Genomic DNA, 20,036 nt, shown 5'->3' with positions numbered 1-20,036 from the left:
TCGCCCTTACTGACCCGAGAGGGTCACCGCGCGCGTTGCACCGGACGCTCGTCCCACACCGGTTCCGTCGTTTCCCGCACCTGCCCGTCCGAGCCGAACACGAGGTACCGATCGAAGGAGCGCGCGAACCAGCGGTCGTGCGTCACCGCGACAGTGGTGCCTTCGTAGGCTTCCAGCGCCTGTTGCAGTGCTTCCGCCGAAGCGAGGTCGAGGTTGTCGGTCGGTTCGTCGAGCAGCAGGATGGTGGCGCCGCCGATCTCCAGCAGCAGGATCTGGAACCGCGCCTGCTGGCCGCCGGACAGCTTCTCGAACCGCTGGTCGCCCTGCCCGTCGAGTTCGTAGCGGCGCAGGATGTTCATCGCGGGCCCGCGGCTTCGGGCGTAGCCGGTCCAGAGGATGTCGACGAGCGTCTGCCCGAGCAGTTCGGGGTGGGCGTGCGTCTGCGCGAAGTGACCGGGGACGACGCGGGCGCCGAGCTTCCACTGTCCATCGTGCGCGACGTCCTCACCCGCCAGCAGCCGAAGGAAATGCGATTTGCCGGAGCCGTTCGAGCCGAGCACCGCGACCCGCTCGCCGTAGAAGACCTCCAGATCGAAGGGTTTCATCAGGCCGCTGAGTTCGAGCCCCGCGCAGGTGACGGCGCGAACCCCGGTCCGGCCGCCGCGCAGGCGCATGGTGATCTTCTGTTCGCGCGGGGGAGCGGCGGGCGCCCCGGCCTCCTCGAATTTACGCAGCCGCGTCTGCGCGGCGTGGTAGCGCGAGGCCATCTCGTCGCTGCGCGCGGCGTACTGGCGCATGTCGGCGACGAGTTTCTTGAGCTGGGCGTGCTTTTCGTCCCACCGGCGGCGGAGTTCCTCGAAGCGTTCGAACCTTTCCGCACGCGCCTGGTGATAGGTGTCGAAGCCGCCGCCGTGCACCCAGACGTCACCACCGGCGGGCCCGGGTTCGACGCTGATGATCTTCTTCGCCGCCCGCGCGAGGAGTTCCCGGTCGTGCGAAACGAACAGCACGGTCTTCTGGGTCTCGCGCAGCCGTTCCTCCAGCCACTGCTTGCCGGGGACGTCGAGGTAGTTGTCCGGCTCGTCGAGCAGGAGGACGCCGGCCCCGCCGAGGAGCAGCGCCTCCAGCACCAGCCGTTTCTGTTCGCCGCCGGACAGCGTGCGCACTTCGCGCCAGCGCGCCTTCTCGTACGGTAGGTTCAGTGCCGCCGTCGTGCACTTGTCCCACACGACTTCGGCTTCGTAGCCGCGTGCGTCGCCCCAGTCGCCGAGCGCCTGTGCGTACGCCATCTGGTTCGCCTCGTCGTCGCGTTCCATCAAGGCGAGTTCGGTCTCGTCGACGGCACGCGCGGCGGCGCGGAGCGCGTCCGGCGACACCGAGACGAGCAGATCCCGCACGGTCCGTTCGTCGCGCACCGACCCGACGAACTGGGGCATCACCCCGAGCCCGCCGCTGATGGTCACGGAGCCCGCGCTGGGGGAGAGTTCCCCCGAGATCAACCGCAGCAACGTCGTCTTGCCCGCCCCGTTGGCGCCGACGAGCGCGCAGACACCGCCCTCCCCGACCCGGAACGAGACATCGTCGAGAAGCAGCCGTCCGTCGGGCAGGTGGTACTCGACGTGCGCGACCTCCACATGACCCATGGCGACAGACTGCCCGTGCGCTCGGAAATCACGCAACGCAATATCTCCGGTAATGTCGGTGACGTGGAGCGAACCTACTTCGGCGTGCGGCTCAAGCTGATGCTTGCGCTGTTCCTGCCCGAGTTGTTCGTCGTGCTCCCGGTCGTCGGCGGGATCAACCCGCTGAGCCTGGCCACCGCGCTGACGGCGTCGGTGGCGGTCGCCAACCCGCTCGGGCTGGCCGCCGCCCTGACCGCGTCCCTCGCCGCCGTCCTGCTCGCGCTCGCGGTGCATTTCCGCCTGGAACCGGCGGCCGCCGCGATGCGGGTGCGTGCCATCAGCCTGCGCGAACGCGCGCAGCTGTTCCTGAGCCTGCGCGACCCCGACGCGCGCGGCCGCGTCCGGCCAAGGGCTCCGTCACCGGGCATCGCGACTGCCTGACCTTTCTCGTTCGAAGGTGAGGCAGTCACTCCTGCCCGCATACCTTCGACCGACGGAGTGACCTGGTCATGTTCGATGTCTTCCTGTACCCCGTTTCCGCCATTCTCTGGTTCTGGCACAAGGTCTTCGGTGCCGTGTCGAGCCCCGACTCGGGCATCGCCTGGGTGCTGGCCATCGTGTTCCTCGTCTTCACCCTGCGCCTCCTGCTGGTCAAACCCGCGCTCAGCGCGTTGCGCGCGGGTCGCCGTATACAGGCGCTCGCCCCGGAGATGCGGCGGATCAAGGAGAAGTACGGCAAAGACCGCCAGCGGATGGCGAAAGAAATCCAAAAACTGCACGCCGAAACCGGCTCCAACCCGCTGGGCGGCTGTCTGCCGGCGCTGATCCAGCTTCCGGTGTTCCTGTCGCTGTACTGGGTCCTGCGCGATTTCACCCCGGGAGCCGTTTCGAACCACGTTTTCGACCACGCCGGTGTGCGGTCGTTCTTGAACGCCGACCTGTTCGGCGCGAAGCTCGGCAACTGGCTTTCGCAACCCGCGGCGGAACTGGCCGCGTTCGGCACGGACCACGTCCACATGATCGCCGTCGGGGTGCCGCTGATGCTGATCGCGAGCCTGGCCACGTTCTTGTCGATGCGGTCGGGACTCGCGCGGCAGGCCTCTCCCGAGTCGGCCGGGATCACCAGGCTGATGATGTACCTGGCGCCGGTCGGCATGCTGGTGTCGGGGGCGTTCTTCCCGGTGCCGATCGGGGTGCTGCTGTACTTCCTGGCCACCAACGTGTGGACACTGGGGCAGCAGCACTTCCTCACCAAGGTCGTCGACCGGGAGGAGGCAGGCCGCTGACCGGCCGGGACCGGTCCCATCCGAAGGCTTTACGCTCTGCCGGATGAAGAGCCAGACGGCGATGCGCCTTCGAGTGACCGTGGCGCTGGCCGTCGGCTGCCTGCTCGCGGGCTGCGGTTCGAACCCGCCGGAACCCGCGCCCGCACCGCCGCCGGCACCCCCTTCGCCGACCGGCCCGGATCCCGCGCTGGTCTCCTGGGCGGGCGGATACTGCGGCGCGGTCAAGGACATGCGGTTCATCGTCTACACCATGGTCAAGGGATACGACATCAAGACGGAGGCGGATCTGCCCAAGGCGGCGGACTCGCTGAAGAAGCTGGACACCGCGCTGACCACGGCGATATCAGGGCTGGAGAAGCTCCCACAGGTCGCCCCGCCGGCTCAGGACGCCACCAAGCTGGCCGCCGGCGAGCTGGCGTTCTACCGGAAGCTCCACGGGGACGTGACCAAGTCCCGCACGTTGCTGCCGCGAGGCGGGGTCGAATACGCCAAGGCGTCCCTCGACGTGATCGGGATCGACCTGGTCACACATGTGCCCGGGATCAAGTCCGGCGACGTGCCGGGGCTCGATCAGGCGATGAAGGCCGAGAAAACCTGCGAACTTGTCGGCTAGATCACGCGAACCAGGGCCAAGAACTGTTCGGTACCGGCGTGTCGGGCAAAGCCCGATGGGGAATCATCGCGCTCGCCCGGGAACTGTTCCCGGGCGGGTGGGTGTTCCCGGCGCCGTCCGGCGCCGGGAACGCGTTCGCAGATGACGTCCGGTGACCGACACGGGATCCTCGGCCAACGCCGATGGCGTGCCTTCGAACACCACCGTCCCGCCTTCGGCACCCGCGCCCGGCCCGATGTCGATGACATGGTCGGCGTGCGCGATCACCCGCTGGTCGTGTTCGATCAGCACGAGGGTCGCGCCGCCGTCGACGAGTTCGTCGAAGAGCGCGAGCAACCGGTCGACGTCGCTGCCGTGCAGCCCGGCCGTGGGTTCGTCGAGGATCAGGCGCAGTTCGTGCGCGGGGCCGGCGTCGGCGAGGTGCCGGGCGAGCAGCAGCCGTTGCCTTTCCCCGCCCGACAAGGTGTCGAGGCTCTGCCCGATCGTCAGGTAGCCGAGCCCGACCCGGTGCAGCCAGCGCGACCGTCGCCCGATGGGAGAGCGTTCACCGAACAGGGCGGCGGCGTCCGCCGGGTTCATCGCCAGTACGTCGGCGATGGTCCGGCCGTGCAGGCGCGCGGCGAGCGCGTCCGGGTTGAACCGGGTGCCGCCGCAGGCGTCACAAGCGGTCTGGACGTCGTCGAGGAACGCCAGGTCGGTGATGATGACGCCCTTTCCCTTGCAGACCGGGCACGCCCCGCGGCCGTTGGCGCTGAACCACGACGGATGTTTTCCGGTGGCCTTCCCGAAGGTTTCGCGGATGGGTTCGGCGATGCCGAGCACCGTGGCGGGTGTCGACCGGATGCCACCGCGCAGCGGCGCCTGTTCGACGACGACGAAATCGGGATGCCGCCGGGGAAGTTCGCCGGCGATCAGGGTGCTCTTGCCGGAGCCGGCGACTCCCGAGACGACGGTCAGGACGCCGAGCGGAACGTCGACGGTGACGTCGCGGAGGTTGTGGCTGGTGGCGCCGGAGATGGTCACGGCGCCTCGCGCGACGCGGGTCCGCTCCCGGAAGCGAAGCGGGGCACCGAGGAGCCGCCCGGTCTCGGTGCCGGCCGTGACGAGTTCGCCGGGGGCGCCCTCGAACTGGATGCGCCCGCCGCCTTCACCGCCGGCGGGGCCGAGATCGATGACGTGGTCGGCGGCCGCGATGACCGCGGGATGGTGTTCGACGACCAGGATCGTGTTGTGCGCGTCGCGGAGCCTGGCCAGCAGTTCGAGAAGGCGGTGCACGTCGTGTGGATGCAGGCCGGTGCTGGGCTCGTCGAACACGTAGCAGACGTCGCTGAGCGCGCTCCCGAGATGGCGGACGATCTTGACGCGCTGCGCTTCGCCGCCCGACAACGTCCTCGACTCCCGGGACAGGCTGAGGTAGCCGAGTCCGACGGAATCCAGCGCGTCGAGGCGTTCGCGGATCGCCTGCGACAGCGGCGCGACCGACGGATCGCGCACGGCCGAAACGACGTCGCGCAGCTCGCCGACCGGCATGGCGGACCAGTCGGCGATGGATCGCCCGTCGATCAGGCTTCCGCGTGCCGCCTCGGAAAGGCGGGTTCCCGCGCACTCCGGGCAGACGCCGCGGGTGACGACTCCGGCGAGCCCCTCCTGTTCCTCGGCCGTGAGCCGCGACGGCGTCTTGCGCAGGTACGAATCCCGCAGGCGCGGGACGATGCCGTCGAAGAGGCCGTGCTTGGGGTAATCGGGGCCGGGGTCGTCGAGGGGGAGTGCTTCGGCGTGCAGCAGCGTCTCGACCTTCGCCGACGGCAACCGTCCCAACGGGACATCGGGGTCGACCAGCCCGGAATGCACGAGCCGTTTCCAGCGGTAGGTCCCGGGGGCGAACGTCGGGAACCGCACCGCGCCTTCGCGCAGGCTTCGCGAACGGTCGAGCAGCCGGTCGAGGTCGATGTCGTCGACCGAGCCGAGCCCTTCGCAACGCGGGCACATCCCGGCCGGGTCGTTGAACGAGTAGGCGGGCGAGAACCCGGCGCCCGGCTTTCCGAGGCGGGAGAACAGCAGGCGCAGCAGCGGCGCGATGTCGCTCGCCGTGCCCACGGTGGATCGCGCGTTGCCGGTGAACCGCCGCTGATCGACGATCGTGGTGAAGACCAGTCCGTCGATCCGGTCGACGTCGGCGGGCGGATGCTGGGGAAGCCGGTTCCGGACGAAGGCGGGATAGGTGCCGGTGACCAGGCGCTCGGCTTCGGCCGCGATGGTGTCGAACGCGAGCGACGACTTCCCGGACCCCGACACGCCGGTGAACACCGTCAGCCGGTGCTTCGGTACCCGGACCGAGATGTCGCGGAGGTTGTGCGTGCGGGCTCCTTCCACGGTGATCCACCGGCCACGGTCAGCTTGAACTTTCGCCATGAACCGAGGCTACGATGAGATGTGGCCGGATTACGGCCACAACTATAGGGAGGCGTCGTGACGGCACCACGGGAACGGATGCTGCGGCTGTTGTCGCTCCTGCAGTCCGGCCGGGCGTGGCCCGCCGCCGAACTCGCGACGGCCATGGAAGTCCCGCCGCGCACCCTGCGCCGGGACATCGACCACCTTCGCGGGCTGGGCTATCCCGTCGAGAGCAGCCGCGGTCCGGGAGGCCACTACCGGCTGGTCGCGGGTACCGCGTTGCCGCCGCTGATGCTGGAACACGACGAGGCGATCGCCACCGTGCTCGGCCTGCGGCTCGCCGCGGCGGGCGGGACCGGCGTGGACCTGACCGCCGAATCGGCCGACCGCGCCGCCGCGAAACTCCGGCGTGTCCTGCCGCCGGCACTGCGGCGGCGGACCGACGAAATGCTCGCCGCGGTCGAGTTCGGGACCGGTGAACAGCCGCGGGTCGCCCAAGGCGTCCTGAACGTCCTGGCCGCGGCGATCGCGGCTCGCCGGTGCCTCGAGTTCGCGTACACGGGAAAGGACGGATCGTCGTCACGGACGGTCGAGCCGATGCGGCTCGTCCAGCTCGGCACGCGGTGGTACCTCTACGCCTGGGACCTCGGCAGACGGGATTGGCGGAGCTTCCGGCTCGACCGGATCGGCGCGCCGTCGATGACCGAGGTGGTGTTCGAGCCGCGCGCGCTCCCCGTCGAGGATGTCGCCGCGCATCTTCAGGAACGCTTTCACAGCCCGAAATCCGTCCGGATCACGCTGACCCTGGAGGTCGGCGCGGCCGAGGCCGCCGCCCGGCTTCACCGGGTCGACGGGAGTTTCGAGGCTCTTGGGGACGACAGGTGCCGGTATGTCGCGTACGTCGATTCCTTCGAGTGGCTGGCGGTCGTCCTGACGCTGACCGACATCGGGTTCACGGTGGAGGAACCGGCGGAATTCGGCGAGTACCTCGCGCGGACGGGGGAGCGGCTGCTGCGGGGCGCCACCCGATAGGCCCTGCTGTTGTCAGTCCGAGCTCGAGTCCGTGAAGGCCTCCTTGAGGGACTCTGGGTCCCTCAAGGAGGCCTTCACGGAACGAGGGCCCGACACGTGCGCCCCACGCGCACCAGGAGTCACACCGACTGCGCGTGAAGGCCCCCTTCACTGCGTCTAGCGCAGTGAAGGGGGCCTTCACGTACTTACCGCTCGCCACTCAAGAGGGCTGAGGCCACTGCTGCCCCCGCGTCCAGGAGTCCAGCACCATCAGCGTCTTCGTACCGGTCACCTGGTGATGCCGCCGGATCTCGTCGATGGTGCGCTGCAGGTGGCCCATGTCCCGCACCCGCAGCCACACGAGCGCGTCCGGGTCGCCCGCGATGGTGAACACCGCCTGGGCCTCGGGCATCCGGGTGGTGGTGCGGACGATCTCGCCGACCTTGGTGGTCCCGGTGAACCGCAGTTCGGTGAACGCCTCGATGCCCCAGCCGAGTTTGGCGTGGTCGATCTGGACGGTGTAGCCGACGATGACGCCGTTCTCCTGCATGCGGTCGATCCGGCGTTTGACCGCCGCGGTGGACAGCGTGACACGGGCCCCGATGTCGCCAAGGGTGCGCCGCGCGTCCTCGCGCAGCAGTTCGAGGATCTCGCGATCGGTCTCGTCGATGAGCTGGTCCGCCATGAGCCAGGATGGTACGCAGACGCAACGGATATCGGCCAGCGGTGGAGATGGGCCGGATTTTTTGCGTGCCAGGTGCCAATAGACTGCCGCCTGTTGCGACGGCCCGCGCGGTCGGGTCTCCTGTCGTGACGTCACGCGGGGGTGCCGAAGGAGGCAGGTCTGGTGGAGCAGTTCACGTTGGAGGACCGGTATCTGCGGGAGGACGGCACCGTCTACCTCAGCGGCGTCCAGGCCCTGGTCCGGATGCTGTTCGACCGGGTGCGGCACGATCGCGCCGCCGGGGCGGCCCCCGCCGTGTTCGTCTCCGGCTACGAGGGTTCGCCGCTGGCAGGCTACGACCTCGAGCTCGGCCGCCGCTCCCACCTGCTCGAGAAGCACGACGTCGTGCACCGTCCCGGCCTGAACGAGGAGCTCGCCGCGACCGCGGTCATGGGCAGCCAGCTCACCGCGTCGGTCGGCTCGTCGCGCGGCGGGGTCACCGGGTTCTGGTACGGCAAGGCACCCGGCCTCGACCGCGCGACCGACGCGCTGCGGCACGCCAATCTCGCGGGTACCGACCCGGCTGGCGGCGCGGTGGCGCTGGTCGGCGACGATCCGAACGCCAAGTCTTCGTCGGTGCCGTGCGCCTCCGAGCTCGCGCTGGCCGATCTGGCCATGCCGGTGTTCTTCCCGTCCGACTCCCAGGACGTGCTGGACTTCGGGCTGCACGCCGTGGAGCTGTCCAGGGCGAGCGGACTGTGGTCGTCGATGAAACTCGTGGCGAACGTCGCCGACGCCGCGAGCACCGCGCAGGTCCGGCCGACCTGGACGGCGCCGGAGCTGGCGCTGCCCGAGTACCGGCACAAGCCCAGCACCCGGCTGCTCGGCACCACGTTGATGGCGCTCGAACGAAGCCTGTACACCGAACGCCTGCCGCTGGCCGTCGAGTACGTGCGCGCGAGCGGGGTCAACAGGATCGTCCAGGAAGGGCAGGCGGACCGCGTCGGCATCGTCACCGCCGGAAAGTCCTATTTGGACTTGATGCAGGCGCTGCGGTTGCTCGGCCTGGACACCGAAGCGTTGTCCCGGCACGGGATCCGGATCCTCAAGCTCGGTGTGATCCACCCGCTCGAACCGTCGATCGTCCGCCGGTTCGCCGACGGCCTCGCCGAGATCGTCGTGGTGGAGGAAAAGCGTTCCTTCGTCGAATCGGCGGTCAAAGAAATCTTGTACGGCACCGCCGGCGCGCCGCCGGTGTACGGCAAGACCGGCCCGGACGGCCGCACCCTGTGCACCGAACTCGGCGAGCTCGACCCGGACGCCATCGCGAGGGTGCTGGCCGCCCGGCTGGGCGAGCACCACGAGATCCCGTCGGTGACCGCGTGGCGGCAGCGGCGCCGCCGCGAGCGCATCTCCGTACCGTTGCTGACCAGGACGCCGTATTTCTGTTCCGGCTGCCCGCACAACTCGTCGACCAAGGTGCCCGAGGGCACGGTGGTCGGCGGCGGTATCGGCTGCCACGCCATGGCGTTGTTCATGGAATCGGAACAGGTCGGGGACGTGGTCGGCCTGACCCAGATGGGCGGCGAGGGCGCCCAGTGGCTCGGGATGGAGCCGTTCGTCGACGCCTCGCATTTCGTGCAGAACATCGGTGACGGCACGTTCACCCATTCCGGCAGCCTCGCGGTGCGGGCGGCGGTGGCCGCCGGGGTGAACATCACCTACAAGATCCTCTACAACGCGACGGTCGCGATGACCGGCGGGCAGGACGCCGTCGGCGGCCTGTCGGTGGACCGGCTGGCGTCACTGCTCCTGGTCGAAGGCGTCGCGAAGGTGGTCATCACCAGTGACGAGCCGAAACGGCTCCGCGGGGTCCGGATGCCGGACGGCGTCGAGGTCCGGCACCGCGACGAACTGCTGAGCACCCAAGAGGAACTGGCCCGCGTTCCCGGGGTGACCGTGCTCATCCACGACCAGGAATGCGCCGCCGAGAAGCGCCGCAAACGCCGTCGCGGCAAGCTGGAGACTCCGGCCACGAAGGTCGTGATCAACGAGCGGGTGTGCGAGGGCTGTGGCGACTGCGGCGAGAAGTCGAACTGCCTGTCCGTGCAGCCGGTGAGCACCGAATTCGGCCGCAAGACCGCGATCCACCAGTCGTCGTGCAACGTGGACTACTCCTGCCTGGCGGGGGATTGCCCCTCGTTCATGACCGTGGTGCCCACCGGCCGCAAACACCGGCGGAAGGCCGGGGAGATCACCGCGGCCGAACTGCCCGCCCCCGAGACCTCCGGCACCGACTTCACCGTGCGCATCACCGGCGTCGGCGGGACCGGCGTGGTCACCGTCGCGCAGATCCTCGCCACGGCGGCCGTGCTCGAAGGAAAACAGGTCCGGACACTGGACCAGACCGGGCTCGCGCAGAAGGGTGGCGCCGTCGTCTCGGATCTGAAGATCACCACCGAGCCGACGCCGCAGGCCCCGAAACTCGCGGCCGGGGAGTGCGATCTCTACCTGGCCTGCGACGTCCTCGTCGGCGCGGATCCCGCGTATCTGACGGTGACGGATCCCGGCAGGACCACGGCCGTGGTCTCCACGACCGAGGTGCCGACCGGCCGGATGGTCGTGGACACCACGGTGTCCTTCCCCGATGCCGCCGCCGTGCGCGGGGCGATCTCGGACAACGCGGCGCGGACGGTGGCGCTCGACGCGCGGGAGCTGGCGGAGATCCTGTTCGACGACGACCAGTTCGCCAACATCCTCCAGCTCGGCGCGGCGCACCAGACCGGCGCCATCCCGCTGGACGCGGCCAGCGTGGAACGCGCGATCGAACTCAACGGGGTCGCCGTCGCGGGCAACCTCCAGGCGTTCCGGCGCGGCAGGCAACTCGTCGCCGATCCCGGCGCGCTGCACGCCGTGGTCGCCCCGCCCGCCGTCGCCGCGAGCCCCACTCCGTCGGCGGGCGCCCTGCGTGCCCGCGCGCTCGTGCACGCCGAGCCGGGCTCGGAACTCGCGCGCCTGCTGGACATCCGCGTTCCCGAACTCGTCCGGTACCAGAACGTTCGCTACGCGAGGGAATACGCCGAGTTCGTCGAGCGTGTCCGGGTGCTGGAAGGGGATTCGACCGCCATCACCGAAGCGGTGGCGCGGAATCTGCACAAACTGATGGCCTACAAGGACGAATACGAGGTCGCGCGGCTTTCGCTCGATCCCGCCGTACTCGCCGGGATCGAGGCGGAGTTCGGCGTCGGGAGCCGGTACGCCTACCGGCTGCACCCACCCTTCCTGCGCGCGATGGGTATGAAGCGGAAGATCGCGCTGGGCCCTAAGTTCCGTCCGGTGTTCGTCGCGTTGCGCGCCGCGCGGAAGCTGCGCGGCACCCGCTGGGACCCGTTCGGCAAGGCACACGTCCGGAAGGTGGAGCGGGAACTCGTGGGGCAGTACCGGGAGACGATCCTCGCCGCTTTCGGCACCGAGGACGCCGATCGCGGCAGGCTCCTGGCCTTGGCCGAGCTGCCCGACCTGGTTCGCGGCTACGAGGAGGTCAAACTGGCGAACGTCGAGGCCTACCGCCGCGAGCGGTCGGCGCTCCTGGCCGATCTCGTCCAGGCGGACCGGCTCGGCGCGAACACCTGACGCGTCAGTTCGCGTACTCCGGCAGCCGATCCAGCACGGACGCGGGATCCGGCATGGTGGCGACCCACGCGGCCAGGGATGCGGCCGAAGCGCGGTAGGCGGGGTCGCCGAGCACCGTGCGGACCGCGTCGCGGATCCCGGCCCGGGTGGGGGAGCCCGGATCGGCGAGCACGCCGGCGCCCGCGGCGTCGACCTGGGCGGCCATGTCGAACTGATCGGTGGCCAGCGGCGAGACCACCATCGGCACCCCGTGCGCGAGCGCGCCGAGCACGGTGCCCGCCCCCGCGTGACAGACGACCGCGTCGACGTACGGAAGTATTCGTTGCTGCGGAAGGAAGTTCTCGACGCGCACGCCATCGGGCAGCGCTCCGAACCGTTTCCGGTCGCCGTCGCGGCCGATGGTCGCGACGACGTTGACCCGCTCGTCGTGCAACGCGGAGATCATGGTCTCCAGCACGCCCGGACGGGTGTTGTGCGACGTTCCCGCCGTGACGTAGACGGTCTTGTCGTAAGGCAGCCCATCGAGTACCTCGGGGCGGCGGCCGTCCGCTGGAAGGACCCCCTCGGGGCGCAGCGGCTGGCGGATCGGGTGATCCCAGGTGATTCCCGGTGGCCGCAAGGGTTCCGGCCAGATGTCCAGATACGGGACGGTGTCGTGCGCGGGGAACCGGTCGAGACCGAACCGGCCGACGATCGGGTCGAGCGCCCGCCAGCCGCCCGCCATGATCGAGGCGGGTTTCGGTGCGCCGATCCCGTGCACCACGTAGGGCAGACCGGCGATGGCCGCCGCGGCGGGGGCGGCGAACTCGGCGGCGCCCGCGATCACCAGATCCGGTCGCCGCTCCCGGACACACGCCAGCATCCCGTCCACCCGCGTCCCGGCCCCGGTCTCGGCCATCACGCTGACGACGTACGCCAGCTTCTCGTCCGGCGACATCCCGGCGAGCTCGGCGGGCGAGTACCTGCTCCAGGCCCGGCGGGCGGCCGCCTCGTCGCCCCGTCCGTCCACACCGATCGTCGGCACCCCGTGCGCGCGCGAGTGCTCGACGGCGTTCTCCCCGGTCGCGAACACGACGTCGTGGCCCCGCTCCCGCGCCGCCACGGCCAGCGGCAGCAAGGGGGCGATATGGCTGTAACCCGCTCCGGCGGAGAAGAAGAGACGCATCGCCGAAGGATACTGCCGAACGTACCAATGCCGCGGCCCGATTGTATTTCCTGACGGCTTTTTCCGGATCGTCCGCGTTTCTTGTGTCAAAAATGTGCCGGGTTTCGGCGACAGGCCTGCGCGACCGCCAAATTTGGCTTCTGTCAAGAGGTTCCGCGTCCCGGTGGGCTCCGGTCGGCTGTTCGTGTGGAAGGTGCGCGATTCGTGAGGCGAGTGCATTAGTGTCGCTGCGGGGTCCGCGCATCCACTGCTCGGGATTGGGGAGTCATCGTGAAGAGGAATCGTGTGCCGGTCGCGCGAAGACGAATGTTCACTCTGGTGGCGGCGCTCGCCGTGGCCACCGGCGCGGTGACGGGGACCGCGCGGGCCACCACGACGGGGCCGGTGGATCTCGGCACGCTGCCGGGGGACGACGAGAGCACGGTCCTCGCGGTCAACGAGGCGGGGGAGATGGTGGGCCTGTCGCTCGTGGGCCCGACACCGAAGCGCAGCCATCCGGTCCGCTGGGACGCCGACGGCCAGATCATGGCGCTGCCCACGCCGGGAGGCACCGAGGGGCAGGTACGCGACATCAACAGCCTCGGGGTGTCCGCGGGGTACGTCCTGACCGCGACCACCGCCGTACCCGCTCGCTGGGACGCCGCCGGTCAGGCGACCTTGCTGCAGCTTCCGCCCGGTTATCACAACGCCACCGCGTGGGCGATCAGCGACACCGGCGTCGTCGTCGGGGCCTGGCTGACACCGGCCGAGCAGTACCACGGGTTCCGCTGGGATCCCGATGGCACGGCCACCGACCTGGGCACGTTGCCCGGCGAGACCTGGAGCATGGCCGACGGCATCTCCGGCGACGGCACCATCGTCGTCGGCAGCGCCGTCCGCTCCGCGGCGAACCAGGCCGTGCGGTGGGTGAACGGCGGGCCGATCACCGAGCTGGCGCCGCAGGGCGTGAGCAGCGGTGCGAGCCGGATCAACAAGGGCGGTGTGGCCGCCGGAACCTTGCGGGAGACCGGTAGCGGACCCCCGATCCCGGCGAAATGGGACCGGGACGGCGTGATCGATCCCCTGGACTGGCCGAGCCCGCACTCGGTGTGGATCTACGGGATCGGCTCCACCGGTTACGTGGTCGGCAGCGGCTACCTCAACCCGCCGCGCCGATCGGCCCTGCTCTGGGACCTCGACGGCGGCGTCATCGCACTGCCCGACGACGGTCTCGGTGCCGATGCCGAAGCTGTCGATTCGCAGGGCACGGTGGCGGGTACTTTCCGGAACCAGGCGACGGTCTGGTTCCGGGACGGGGAACGCAGGCAGCTCGGCACGCTGCCGGGCGGTACCCGCAGCCGGGGCTACCGGATCACGGACAACGGCCGTGTCGTCGGAACCGCCTCGAACGCGGCCGGGAAGTCGCACGCGGTGTACTGGACCCTCGACTAGGGGCAGGTCTGCGTCGCGAAAGCCACTTTCGAGACGTCAGATGTCCCGAAAGTGGCTTTCGCGACACCGGATATCGGCAGCTCCGCCGGTCAGCCGAGGTGGACGATCGTGGTCCGTTCTCCGTCGGTCACCGCGAAGCGTCGCCGGATTTCGTCGACGGCGACGCGTCTGGGCCCCGAGAAGAACCTGTCCCATACGATCGGGCCTTCCGCGTGACCGGTCGGGAGATCGGGCCAGGCGGCGATCAGGTCTCCGGTGGCCCCGTCGTAGAGACGCGGATGGTCGTACAGGGCAAGGAAATCGCCGGCGAAGGGAACGACGTCGCCCGCGGGCTGGTCCAGCTGACTACGCCAGGCGAACGACCGGTCTGCGAGTGACCACCGGGCCAGCATGGTGGGGCCGAGGTCGTCGGGGCCGTCCGGGTCGTTTTCCTCCGTGGACGTGCTGATCACGATGTCTTCGCCGACGAAGCAAGCGCCCGAGACCTCGGCTTGAATGAGACCGATCTGGTTGAACACGTCTCCCACCGAGTCGAGCGTCGTGGGGTCGGCCAGCGCCGTCTCCAGGTCGTAGACCGCCAAGCTGTACCACGGATGCCAGACCCAGCCGGCACTGAGCAAGTACTTGCCGTCCGGCGAGACGGCCAAGCGCGAATGGAAGAAGTCGCTCGGCTCACGCTCGGATCCGCCGGTGAGACGCTCGCCGGTAGCGGCGACTTCGACTTCGAGCCGGTTGTACTCGTCGGGACAGTGGATCAAACCCGTCCTGCCGTCAGGAAGGGTGCACAACACCAGCGGATAGCGGTAGGCATCGGCCTTGTAACCGCTGCGGGTGAGCTCGCGGATCGGACGGCCGTCCGGCGAGAGCATCAGCCCGGTCGTGCCGGTATCGGTCATCAGCGCGATCAGGTCGCGGCGGGGAGAGATCGCCACCGTGTCGAAGGTTTCGCAGTACTCGCCGAACAACGTCGAATCCGGTGACACGTGGTGGAGTGTTTCTCCGATCCAGACCAGCGCCTTCGTACCCGCGACAGCGGTGACCTCGCGTCGAATTTCTCGCACGGACTTCAGACTGCCCGACTCCGCGCCGGAAGTCCGCCGAATATCCACTGGACGGCACGACGAGACTCGGTGTGTGGATTCCCGTCGAGCGATGAGCACTCCGGACCTGGGCCCGATGCCGCGGCGGATCGCCGTGGACGCGCCGCAGGTGCGCGCGCTGCTGGACGAGCAGTTCCCGGAGTGGGCCGGTCTCCCGGTCCGGCCGGTGGCCGAATCCGGATGGGACAACAGGACTTTCCGGATCGGCGACGACATGCTGGCGCGGCTGCCGAGCGCCGCCGAGTACGCGTTGGCGGTGGACAAGGAACAGTGCTGGCTCCCGCTGCTCGCTCCCCGGCTGCCGTTGCCCGTCCCGATTCCGCTGGCGAAGGGGCGGCCTGGCGCGGGTTACCCCTTCGAGTGGTCGGTCTACCGATGGCTCGCCGGGGAACCCGCGACCGCCGCCCGGATCACCGACCCGGTCCGGTTCGCCGTCGACCTCGCCGGTTTCCTGGCGGTGCTGCGGACCATCGACACCACGGGCGGCCCGCGGCCGGGCAAGCACAACTGGTTCCGGGGCGCCGGTCTGCGCACCTACGACGCGCAGACCGAGCGCGCGCTCGCGGCGCTGGACGGCGACATCGACACCGGTCCGGCCCGCGAGATCTGGAAGGCCGCACTCGACAGCCCGTGGGACGGAACGGACCGTTGGTTCCACGGCGACATCGCGCCGGGGAATCTCCTGCTCGACGGCGGGGAACTGGCGGCCGTCATCGATTTCGGCACCTGTGGCGTCGGCGATCCGTCCTGTGACCTGGCGGTCGCGTGGACGTCGCTGACCGCCGACGGCAGGCAAGCGTTCCGTGAGCGGCTTACGGTCGACGATTCCGAATGGGAGCGTGGACGTGGGTGGGCGCTGTGGAAGGCCTTGATCACTTGCGCTCGGACGCGGGGCCGCGTCGACGAGGAAGCGGTGAACGCACGCCGCGTCCTGGCGGGGATCCTGGCAGGTCCTTCCGGCGCCCGCTGAGCCTGACCTGATCGCGGCCCTGTTGGCCAGTAACCACCCCCACGGGGGTGGCGGCGGACGTTTTGGGGGCGTGGCTGACAGATTCGCGAACGGTGAATCGGCCGCGTATGACAAAGACGAAGAATGGTCGCGCGGCCGCTGTGATTTTGCTTGCCTGCCGAGGCTCGCGGGTGTGTTAATTCCCTGTGGCATACCCGTAAATGTGCGCACGCGCCCGCTGGGAAGAGCCCGCGAAAGCGGGCATTAATCGTTTGTCCGATGGTTTCGGCGGGTGTGGTCTATGTGTTGGAGAGGGACCTGTGAAACACAGAAGACGTAGTCGAAGACTGGCTGGGGGCATCGCCGTCGTGAGCACGGCGGCCTTGGTGGCTTTGGGTCTCACGATCGGCTCGGGCACCAGTGCCGCCGCTCCGGGTGAGCTCACGCAGAATTACTCGTGCCCGTTCCCGTTGATCGGTGATCAGAACGTCTCGGTCACCATCAAGACCACGCAACCTTCGACGATCGAGACCGGGAAACTTACTCCCGCCATCGAGATCACCGCCGTGTCCAACGCGGGCAAGACGGCGACGGAAGGCCTTCGGCTCGTCGGTGCCGAGTCCATCAAGGGCACCGCGAAGGCGACCTCCACCGTGACGATGCCCGGCAGCCAGGGCACGATGACCGTGAAGGTCGACTCCGATGTGCCGAAGCAGCCCATCCCGGCGGCGGGCAACGACCTGGTCGTGAACGCCACGGGCAGCGCGCCGGCGCTGAGGTTCGATCAGCCGGGCACCGCGACGCTCGCGGTGAAAAACCTGCAGCTGGTGATGACTCCGCTCAAGGCCGATGGCACCGAGACCGGTCTCGGCACCTTCACCTCGGACTGCACGCTGGCGGAGGGGGCCGAGACCGTCCTGCAGACCTACACGGTGACGGGTTCGCCGGTCACCCCGGAAGCCGTTGTGGGCACCGGGAACCGCCCGCCGCTGAAGCAGGTCTACAGCTGCCCGTTCCCGTTGATCGGCAACCAGGACGTCACGGTCGACATCAACGCGACGTTGCCCGATTCGATCCCGGTCGGTCAGTTCACCCCCAAGATAGACATCAAGGCCGTCTCCAACGCGGGCTCGACCGCGACCGAAGGGCTCCGGCTCGTCGGCGCCGAGACCATCAAGGGATCGGCGCTGGCCACCTCGCTGGTCTCCAGCCCGCAGGGGCATCTCGCCGTCGGCGTGCCGACCGCGGTTCCGCAGCAACCCATCCCGCCCAAGGGCAACGACCTCGTGATCAACGCGACCGGTTCCGCCCCGTCGCTGCGGTTCGACCAGCCGGGGACGGCGACGCTGTCGGTGCACGATCTGGTGCTGACCATGACGCCGTTGACGGCTTCCGGCGCGGAGACCGGCCTCGGTACGTTCGTCGCGGACTGCACTCCCGCGAGTGGCCAGGCCAACGTGCTGCACACGTTCACCGTCACCGCGGCGGCGGACACGACCGCGCCGTCGGCTCCCGGCGCCGTGACGGTCGGTGACGTCACCCAGAACAGTGTCGCGCTGTCCTGGGGCGCCGCCACCGACAACGTCGCCGTGACCGGCTACGACGTGTTCAACGGCAGCACTCTGGTGAAGTCGGTGACGGGGACTTCGGCCACTGTGGACGGTCTCACCCCGGACACGGAGTACTCCTTCACCGTCAAGGCGAAGGACGCGGCGGGCAACGTCTCCACGGCCACCGCGCCCGCCACCGCCCGGACCGCGAAGGCCCCGGACACGCAGGCGCCGACGACGCCGGGGAACGTGCACTCGACCGGAACCACCCAAACCAGCGTGACGCTGGCGTGGGACGCGTCGAGTGACAACGTCGGTGTCACCGGCTACGACGTCTTGAAGGGCACCGAGGTCGTCAAGTCGGTCACCGAACCCCAGGCCACGATCGACGGTCTGGCGGCCGATACCGAGTACACGTTCACCGTGGTCGCCAAGGACGCCGCGGGCAACGCGTCGGCGGCGAGTGCCGCTGTCACGGCGCGGACGCAGGCGGCGCCCGACACGCAGGCTCCGGGGGCGCCGGGCAACCCGCGCTCGACCGGAACCTCGGCCTCCAGCGTCGGGCTGGCGTGGGACGCGTCGAGTGACAACGTCGGCGTGACCGGTTACGACGTCTACAACGGCGACACCCTGGTGAAGTCGGTGACCGAAACCAGCGCCACCGTCGACGGTCTCGCCGCCGACACCGAGTACACCTTCACCGTGGTGGCCAAGGACGCGGCCGGGAACAAGTCGGCGCCCAGCGCGCCGGTGACCGCCCGGACCGCGACCGCTCCGGACACCGAAGCGCCCAGCGTTCCGGCCGGTCTCGCCACGGCCGACATCACCCAGTCCAGCGTCGCGCTGTCCTGGACCGCGTCGAGCGACAACGTCGGTGTCGTCGGTTATGACGTCTTCAATGGCGGCACTTTGGTGAAGTCGGTGGCGGGGACTTCGGCCACTGTGGACGGTCTCGCGCCGGACACGGAGTACTCGTTCACCGTGGTGGCGAAGGATGCCGCGGGCAACGTGTCGGCTCCCAGCGCCGCCGCCACTGCGCGGACGCAGGCAGCTCCCGACACGCAGGCTCCCGTTGCACCGGGCAACCCGCGCTCCACCGGGACCACGCAGACCAGCGTGAATCTCGAATGGAACGCGGCGACGGACAACGTCGGTGTCGTCGGTTATGACGTCTTCAATGGCGGCACTTTGGTGAAGTCGGTGACGGGGACTTCGGCCACTGTGGACGGTCTCGCGCCGGACACGGAGTACTCGTTCACCGTCGTCGCCAAGGACGCCGCGGGCAACGCGTCGACCCCGAGTGCGGCCATCACCGTCCGGACGCAGGCCGCGCCCGACACGGTGGCTCCCGCGGCGCCGGGTAACCCGCGCTCCACCGGGAGCACGCAGACCAGCGTGAGCCTCGCGTGGGACGCGGCGACGGACAACGTCGGTGTCACCGGGTACGACGTCTTGAAGGGCACCGAGGTCGTCAAGTCCGTGACCGGGACTTCGGCCACTGTGGACGGTCTCACGGCCGACACGGAGTACACCTTCACCGTGGTCGCCAAGGATGCCGCGGGGAACAAGTCGGCCGCCAGCGCGCCGGTCACGGCGAAGACGAAGCCGAACACGTCCCCGATCGTCAAGTACAGCTACGACCTGGCCGGCAAGACCCAGCTGAAGAAGCTCTCCGGCCCGATCGACCTGCGCGGTGGCATCAACGCCGCGATCAGTCTGGCGAACGGGACCTTCGAGGCCGACCTGACGCTGAACCCGACGAGCGCGAACCTCACGCTCTGGGGCTTCGTCCCGGTCAACGCGAAGATCGAGTTCGCGTCGGCGGGCAAGACCACCGGCACGCTGGCCGACGGCGTGCTCAAGTCGACCTCGGCGGTGACGGTCAAGCTGCCGCGGATCAGCGTCTTCGGCTTCCCGGTCTCGGCGAGCGCGAAGTGCCAGACGAAGACGCCGGCCCAGATCCCGCTCCAGTCGAAGGCGAGCTTCGATCCGCTGGCCGGTGGCAAGCTCACCGGCTCCTACACCCTGCCGCCGCTGCAGGGCTGCGGGTTCCTCAACGACATCATCACCGCCGTCACCTCCGGCCCCGGCAACACGGTGGAGGTGAACCTCAAGCCGCGTCCGGTCGGCTGATCCCGCGCACCACCTGATCCGGCCCCGTCGCACCTCGCGGCGGGGCCGGATCGCTGCGCCGGATTCCGGCGAACAGCAGCGCGGTCGCGACGAGGAGGATCGGCCACGGAGTGAACAGGAGCACCGCGGCGATCAGCAGAGTCCAGATCCCCAGCGCCCAGGCGAGGAACAGAGGCGGGGTGATGCCGCGACGCTCCAGCCAGAGCACGGTCAGGCCAACGAGGACGAGCGGCACGCCGAAGCTGGCCGCGCTGAGCCAGAAGGCGCTGTTCGCGGGACTCATGGCGGCGAGGTCGTCGCGCCATAGTCCTCCGCCGAACCACGTGCCGGCGTGACCGGCGGCCTTCATCACCGTGAGGGCGCCCAAGGTGTGGGCCGTACCGAAGAACGTGATGAGCCAACCCGCCCATTTGATCATGTCAACTCCCCAGGTCTTGTTATACGGTTGCGTATAACGTCAGGCTAGACCGGTTATACGGTGGCGT

14 protein-coding genes are annotated in these 20,036 nt (G+C 69.3%); 8 read left to right on the top strand and 6 right to left on the bottom strand.

Annotated features, from left to right (window positions below; all coding sequences use genetic code 11):
• Nucleotides 1-23: 23 nt before the first annotated feature.
• The gene (locus AVR91_RS33230) at nt 24-1,643 is read right to left on the bottom strand and encodes an ABC-F family ATP-binding cassette domain-containing protein (RefSeq protein ID WP_063271429.1); all 1,620 of its coding nucleotides are present in this window, start codon (nt 1,641-1,643) and stop codon (nt 24-26) included.
• 63 nt (nt 1,644-1,706) lie between these two features.
• Here AVR91_RS33230 and AVR91_RS33225 point away from each other — a divergent pair, with 63 nt between their 5' ends.
• From AVR91_RS33225 to AVR91_RS43575, 3 genes are all read left to right on the top strand, one after another.
• Nucleotides 1,707-2,063, top strand: coding sequence for a DUF6412 domain-containing protein (locus AVR91_RS33225; RefSeq protein ID WP_016335128.1), 357 nt, complete (start codon nt 1,707-1,709; stop codon nt 2,061-2,063).
• Between the two features lie 68 nt (nt 2,064-2,131).
• Nucleotides 2,132-2,908, top strand: a complete 777-nt coding sequence (gene yidC / locus AVR91_RS33220) for a membrane protein insertase YidC (RefSeq protein ID WP_063271430.1) — start codon at nt 2,132-2,134, stop codon at nt 2,906-2,908.
• 43 nt (nt 2,909-2,951) lie between these two features.
• Nucleotides 2,952-3,521: a hypothetical protein gene (locus AVR91_RS43575; protein ID WP_076857492.1), complete on the top strand. Its 570-nt coding sequence runs from the start codon at nt 2,952-2,954 to the stop codon at nt 3,519-3,521.
• Between the two features lie 63 nt (nt 3,522-3,584).
• On the opposite strand, the gene AVR91_RS33210 is transcribed toward AVR91_RS43575, so the two are convergent.
• Nucleotides 3,585-5,933 (bottom strand): excinuclease ABC subunit UvrA, encoded by a 2,349-nt coding sequence (locus AVR91_RS33210; RefSeq protein ID WP_228709410.1) that lies wholly within the window; start codon nt 5,931-5,933, stop codon nt 3,585-3,587.
• A gap of 57 nt (nt 5,934-5,990) precedes the next feature.
• Here AVR91_RS33210 and AVR91_RS33205 point away from each other — a divergent pair, with 57 nt between their 5' ends.
• A complete protein-coding gene (locus AVR91_RS33205; RefSeq protein ID WP_228709409.1) occupies nt 5,991-6,947 on the top strand; it encodes a helix-turn-helix transcriptional regulator in 957 nt (318 codons plus the stop codon).
• 199 nt (nt 6,948-7,146) lie between these two features.
• Here the strand turns inward: AVR91_RS33205 and AVR91_RS33200 are convergent, their stop codons facing one another.
• Nucleotides 7,147-7,611, bottom strand: coding sequence for an Lrp/AsnC family transcriptional regulator (locus tag AVR91_RS33200; RefSeq protein WP_016335124.1), 465 nt, complete (start codon nt 7,609-7,611; stop codon nt 7,147-7,149).
• A 162-nt stretch (nt 7,612-7,773) separates the two neighbouring features.
• Here AVR91_RS33200 and AVR91_RS33195 point away from each other — a divergent pair, with 162 nt between their 5' ends.
• Nucleotides 7,774-11,223: an indolepyruvate ferredoxin oxidoreductase family protein gene (locus tag AVR91_RS33195; protein WP_063271434.1), complete on the top strand. Its 3,450-nt coding sequence runs from the start codon at nt 7,774-7,776 to the stop codon at nt 11,221-11,223.
• A 4-nt stretch (nt 11,224-11,227) separates the two neighbouring features.
• Here the strand turns inward: AVR91_RS33195 and AVR91_RS33190 are convergent, their stop codons facing one another.
• On the bottom strand, nt 11,228-12,388 hold the full coding sequence (locus tag AVR91_RS33190; protein ID WP_063271435.1) for a glycosyltransferase: 1,161 nt from the start codon (nt 12,386-12,388) through the stop codon (nt 11,228-11,230).
• 306 nt (nt 12,389-12,694) lie between these two features.
• On the opposite strand from AVR91_RS33190, the gene AVR91_RS33185 reads away from it, so the two are divergent.
• Nucleotides 12,695-13,819 (top strand): hypothetical protein, encoded by a 1,125-nt coding sequence (locus AVR91_RS33185; RefSeq protein ID WP_063271436.1) that lies wholly within the window; start codon nt 12,695-12,697, stop codon nt 13,817-13,819.
• Between the two features lie 89 nt (nt 13,820-13,908).
• Here the strand turns inward: AVR91_RS33185 and AVR91_RS33180 are convergent, their stop codons facing one another.
• A complete protein-coding gene (locus AVR91_RS33180) occupies nt 13,909-14,880 on the bottom strand; it encodes a hypothetical protein (protein ID WP_143254188.1) in 972 nt (323 codons plus the stop codon).
• Nucleotides 14,881-14,971: 91 nt separating this feature from the next.
• On the opposite strand from AVR91_RS33180, the gene AVR91_RS33175 reads away from it, so the two are divergent.
• Both AVR91_RS33175 and AVR91_RS33170 read left to right on the top strand, forming a co-directional pair.
• Entirely contained in the window at nt 14,972-15,889 is a 918-nt protein-coding gene (locus tag AVR91_RS33175; RefSeq protein ID WP_063271438.1) for an aminoglycoside phosphotransferase family protein, read from the top strand.
• 365 nt (nt 15,890-16,254) lie between these two features.
• Nucleotides 16,255-19,551, top strand: a complete 3,297-nt coding sequence (locus AVR91_RS33170) for a fibronectin type III domain-containing protein (RefSeq protein ID WP_063271443.1) — start codon at nt 16,255-16,257, stop codon at nt 19,549-19,551.
• On the opposite strand, the gene AVR91_RS33165 is transcribed toward AVR91_RS33170, so the two are convergent.
• Nucleotides 19,529-19,969, bottom strand: coding sequence for a DUF6463 family protein (locus AVR91_RS33165; protein ID WP_063271439.1), 441 nt, complete (start codon nt 19,967-19,969; stop codon nt 19,529-19,531). The two genes, AVR91_RS33170 and AVR91_RS33165, sit on opposite strands and share 23 nt — an antisense overlap.
• Between the last annotated feature and the right edge of the window lie 67 nt (nt 19,970-20,036).

It is taken from the genome of Amycolatopsis keratiniphila subsp. keratiniphila (assembly GCF_001620365.2).
GTDB lineage: Bacteria > Actinomycetota > Actinomycetes > Mycobacteriales > Pseudonocardiaceae > Amycolatopsis > Amycolatopsis keratiniphila.
The sequence above is the reverse complement of the archived record's forward strand: the minus strand, read 5'-3'. Positions and strand labels throughout refer to the sequence as shown.

What these genes read in the sequence shown, in the direction of transcription:
- AVR91_RS33230 (WP_063271429.1), bottom strand. Translation starts at nt 1,643, where the DNA reads ATGGGTCATGTGGAGGTCGCGCACGTCGAGTACCACCTGCCCGACGGA.
- yidC (WP_063271430.1), top strand. Translation starts at nt 2,132, where the DNA reads ATGTTCGATGTCTTCCTGTACCCCGTTTCCGCCATTCTCTGGTTCTGG.
- AVR91_RS43575 (WP_076857492.1), top strand. Translation starts at nt 2,952, where the DNA reads ATGAAGAGCCAGACGGCGATGCGCCTTCGAGTGACCGTGGCGCTGGCC.
- AVR91_RS33210 (WP_228709410.1), bottom strand. Translation starts at nt 5,933, where the DNA reads ATGGCGAAAGTTCAAGCTGACCGTGGCCGGTGGATCACCGTGGAAGGA.
- AVR91_RS33200 (WP_016335124.1), bottom strand. Translation starts at nt 7,611, where the DNA reads ATGGCGGACCAGCTCATCGACGAGACCGATCGCGAGATCCTCGAACTG.
- AVR91_RS33190 (WP_063271435.1), bottom strand. Translation starts at nt 12,388, where the DNA reads ATGCGTCTCTTCTTCTCCGCCGGAGCGGGTTACAGCCATATCGCCCCC.
- AVR91_RS33185 (WP_063271436.1), top strand. Translation starts at nt 12,695, where the DNA reads ATGTTCACTCTGGTGGCGGCGCTCGCCGTGGCCACCGGCGCGGTGACG.
- AVR91_RS33175 (WP_063271438.1), top strand. Translation starts at nt 14,972, where the DNA reads ATGAGCACTCCGGACCTGGGCCCGATGCCGCGGCGGATCGCCGTGGAC.
- AVR91_RS33165 (WP_063271439.1), bottom strand. Translation starts at nt 19,969, where the DNA reads ATGATCAAATGGGCGGGTTGGCTCATCACGTTCTTCGGTACGGCCCAC.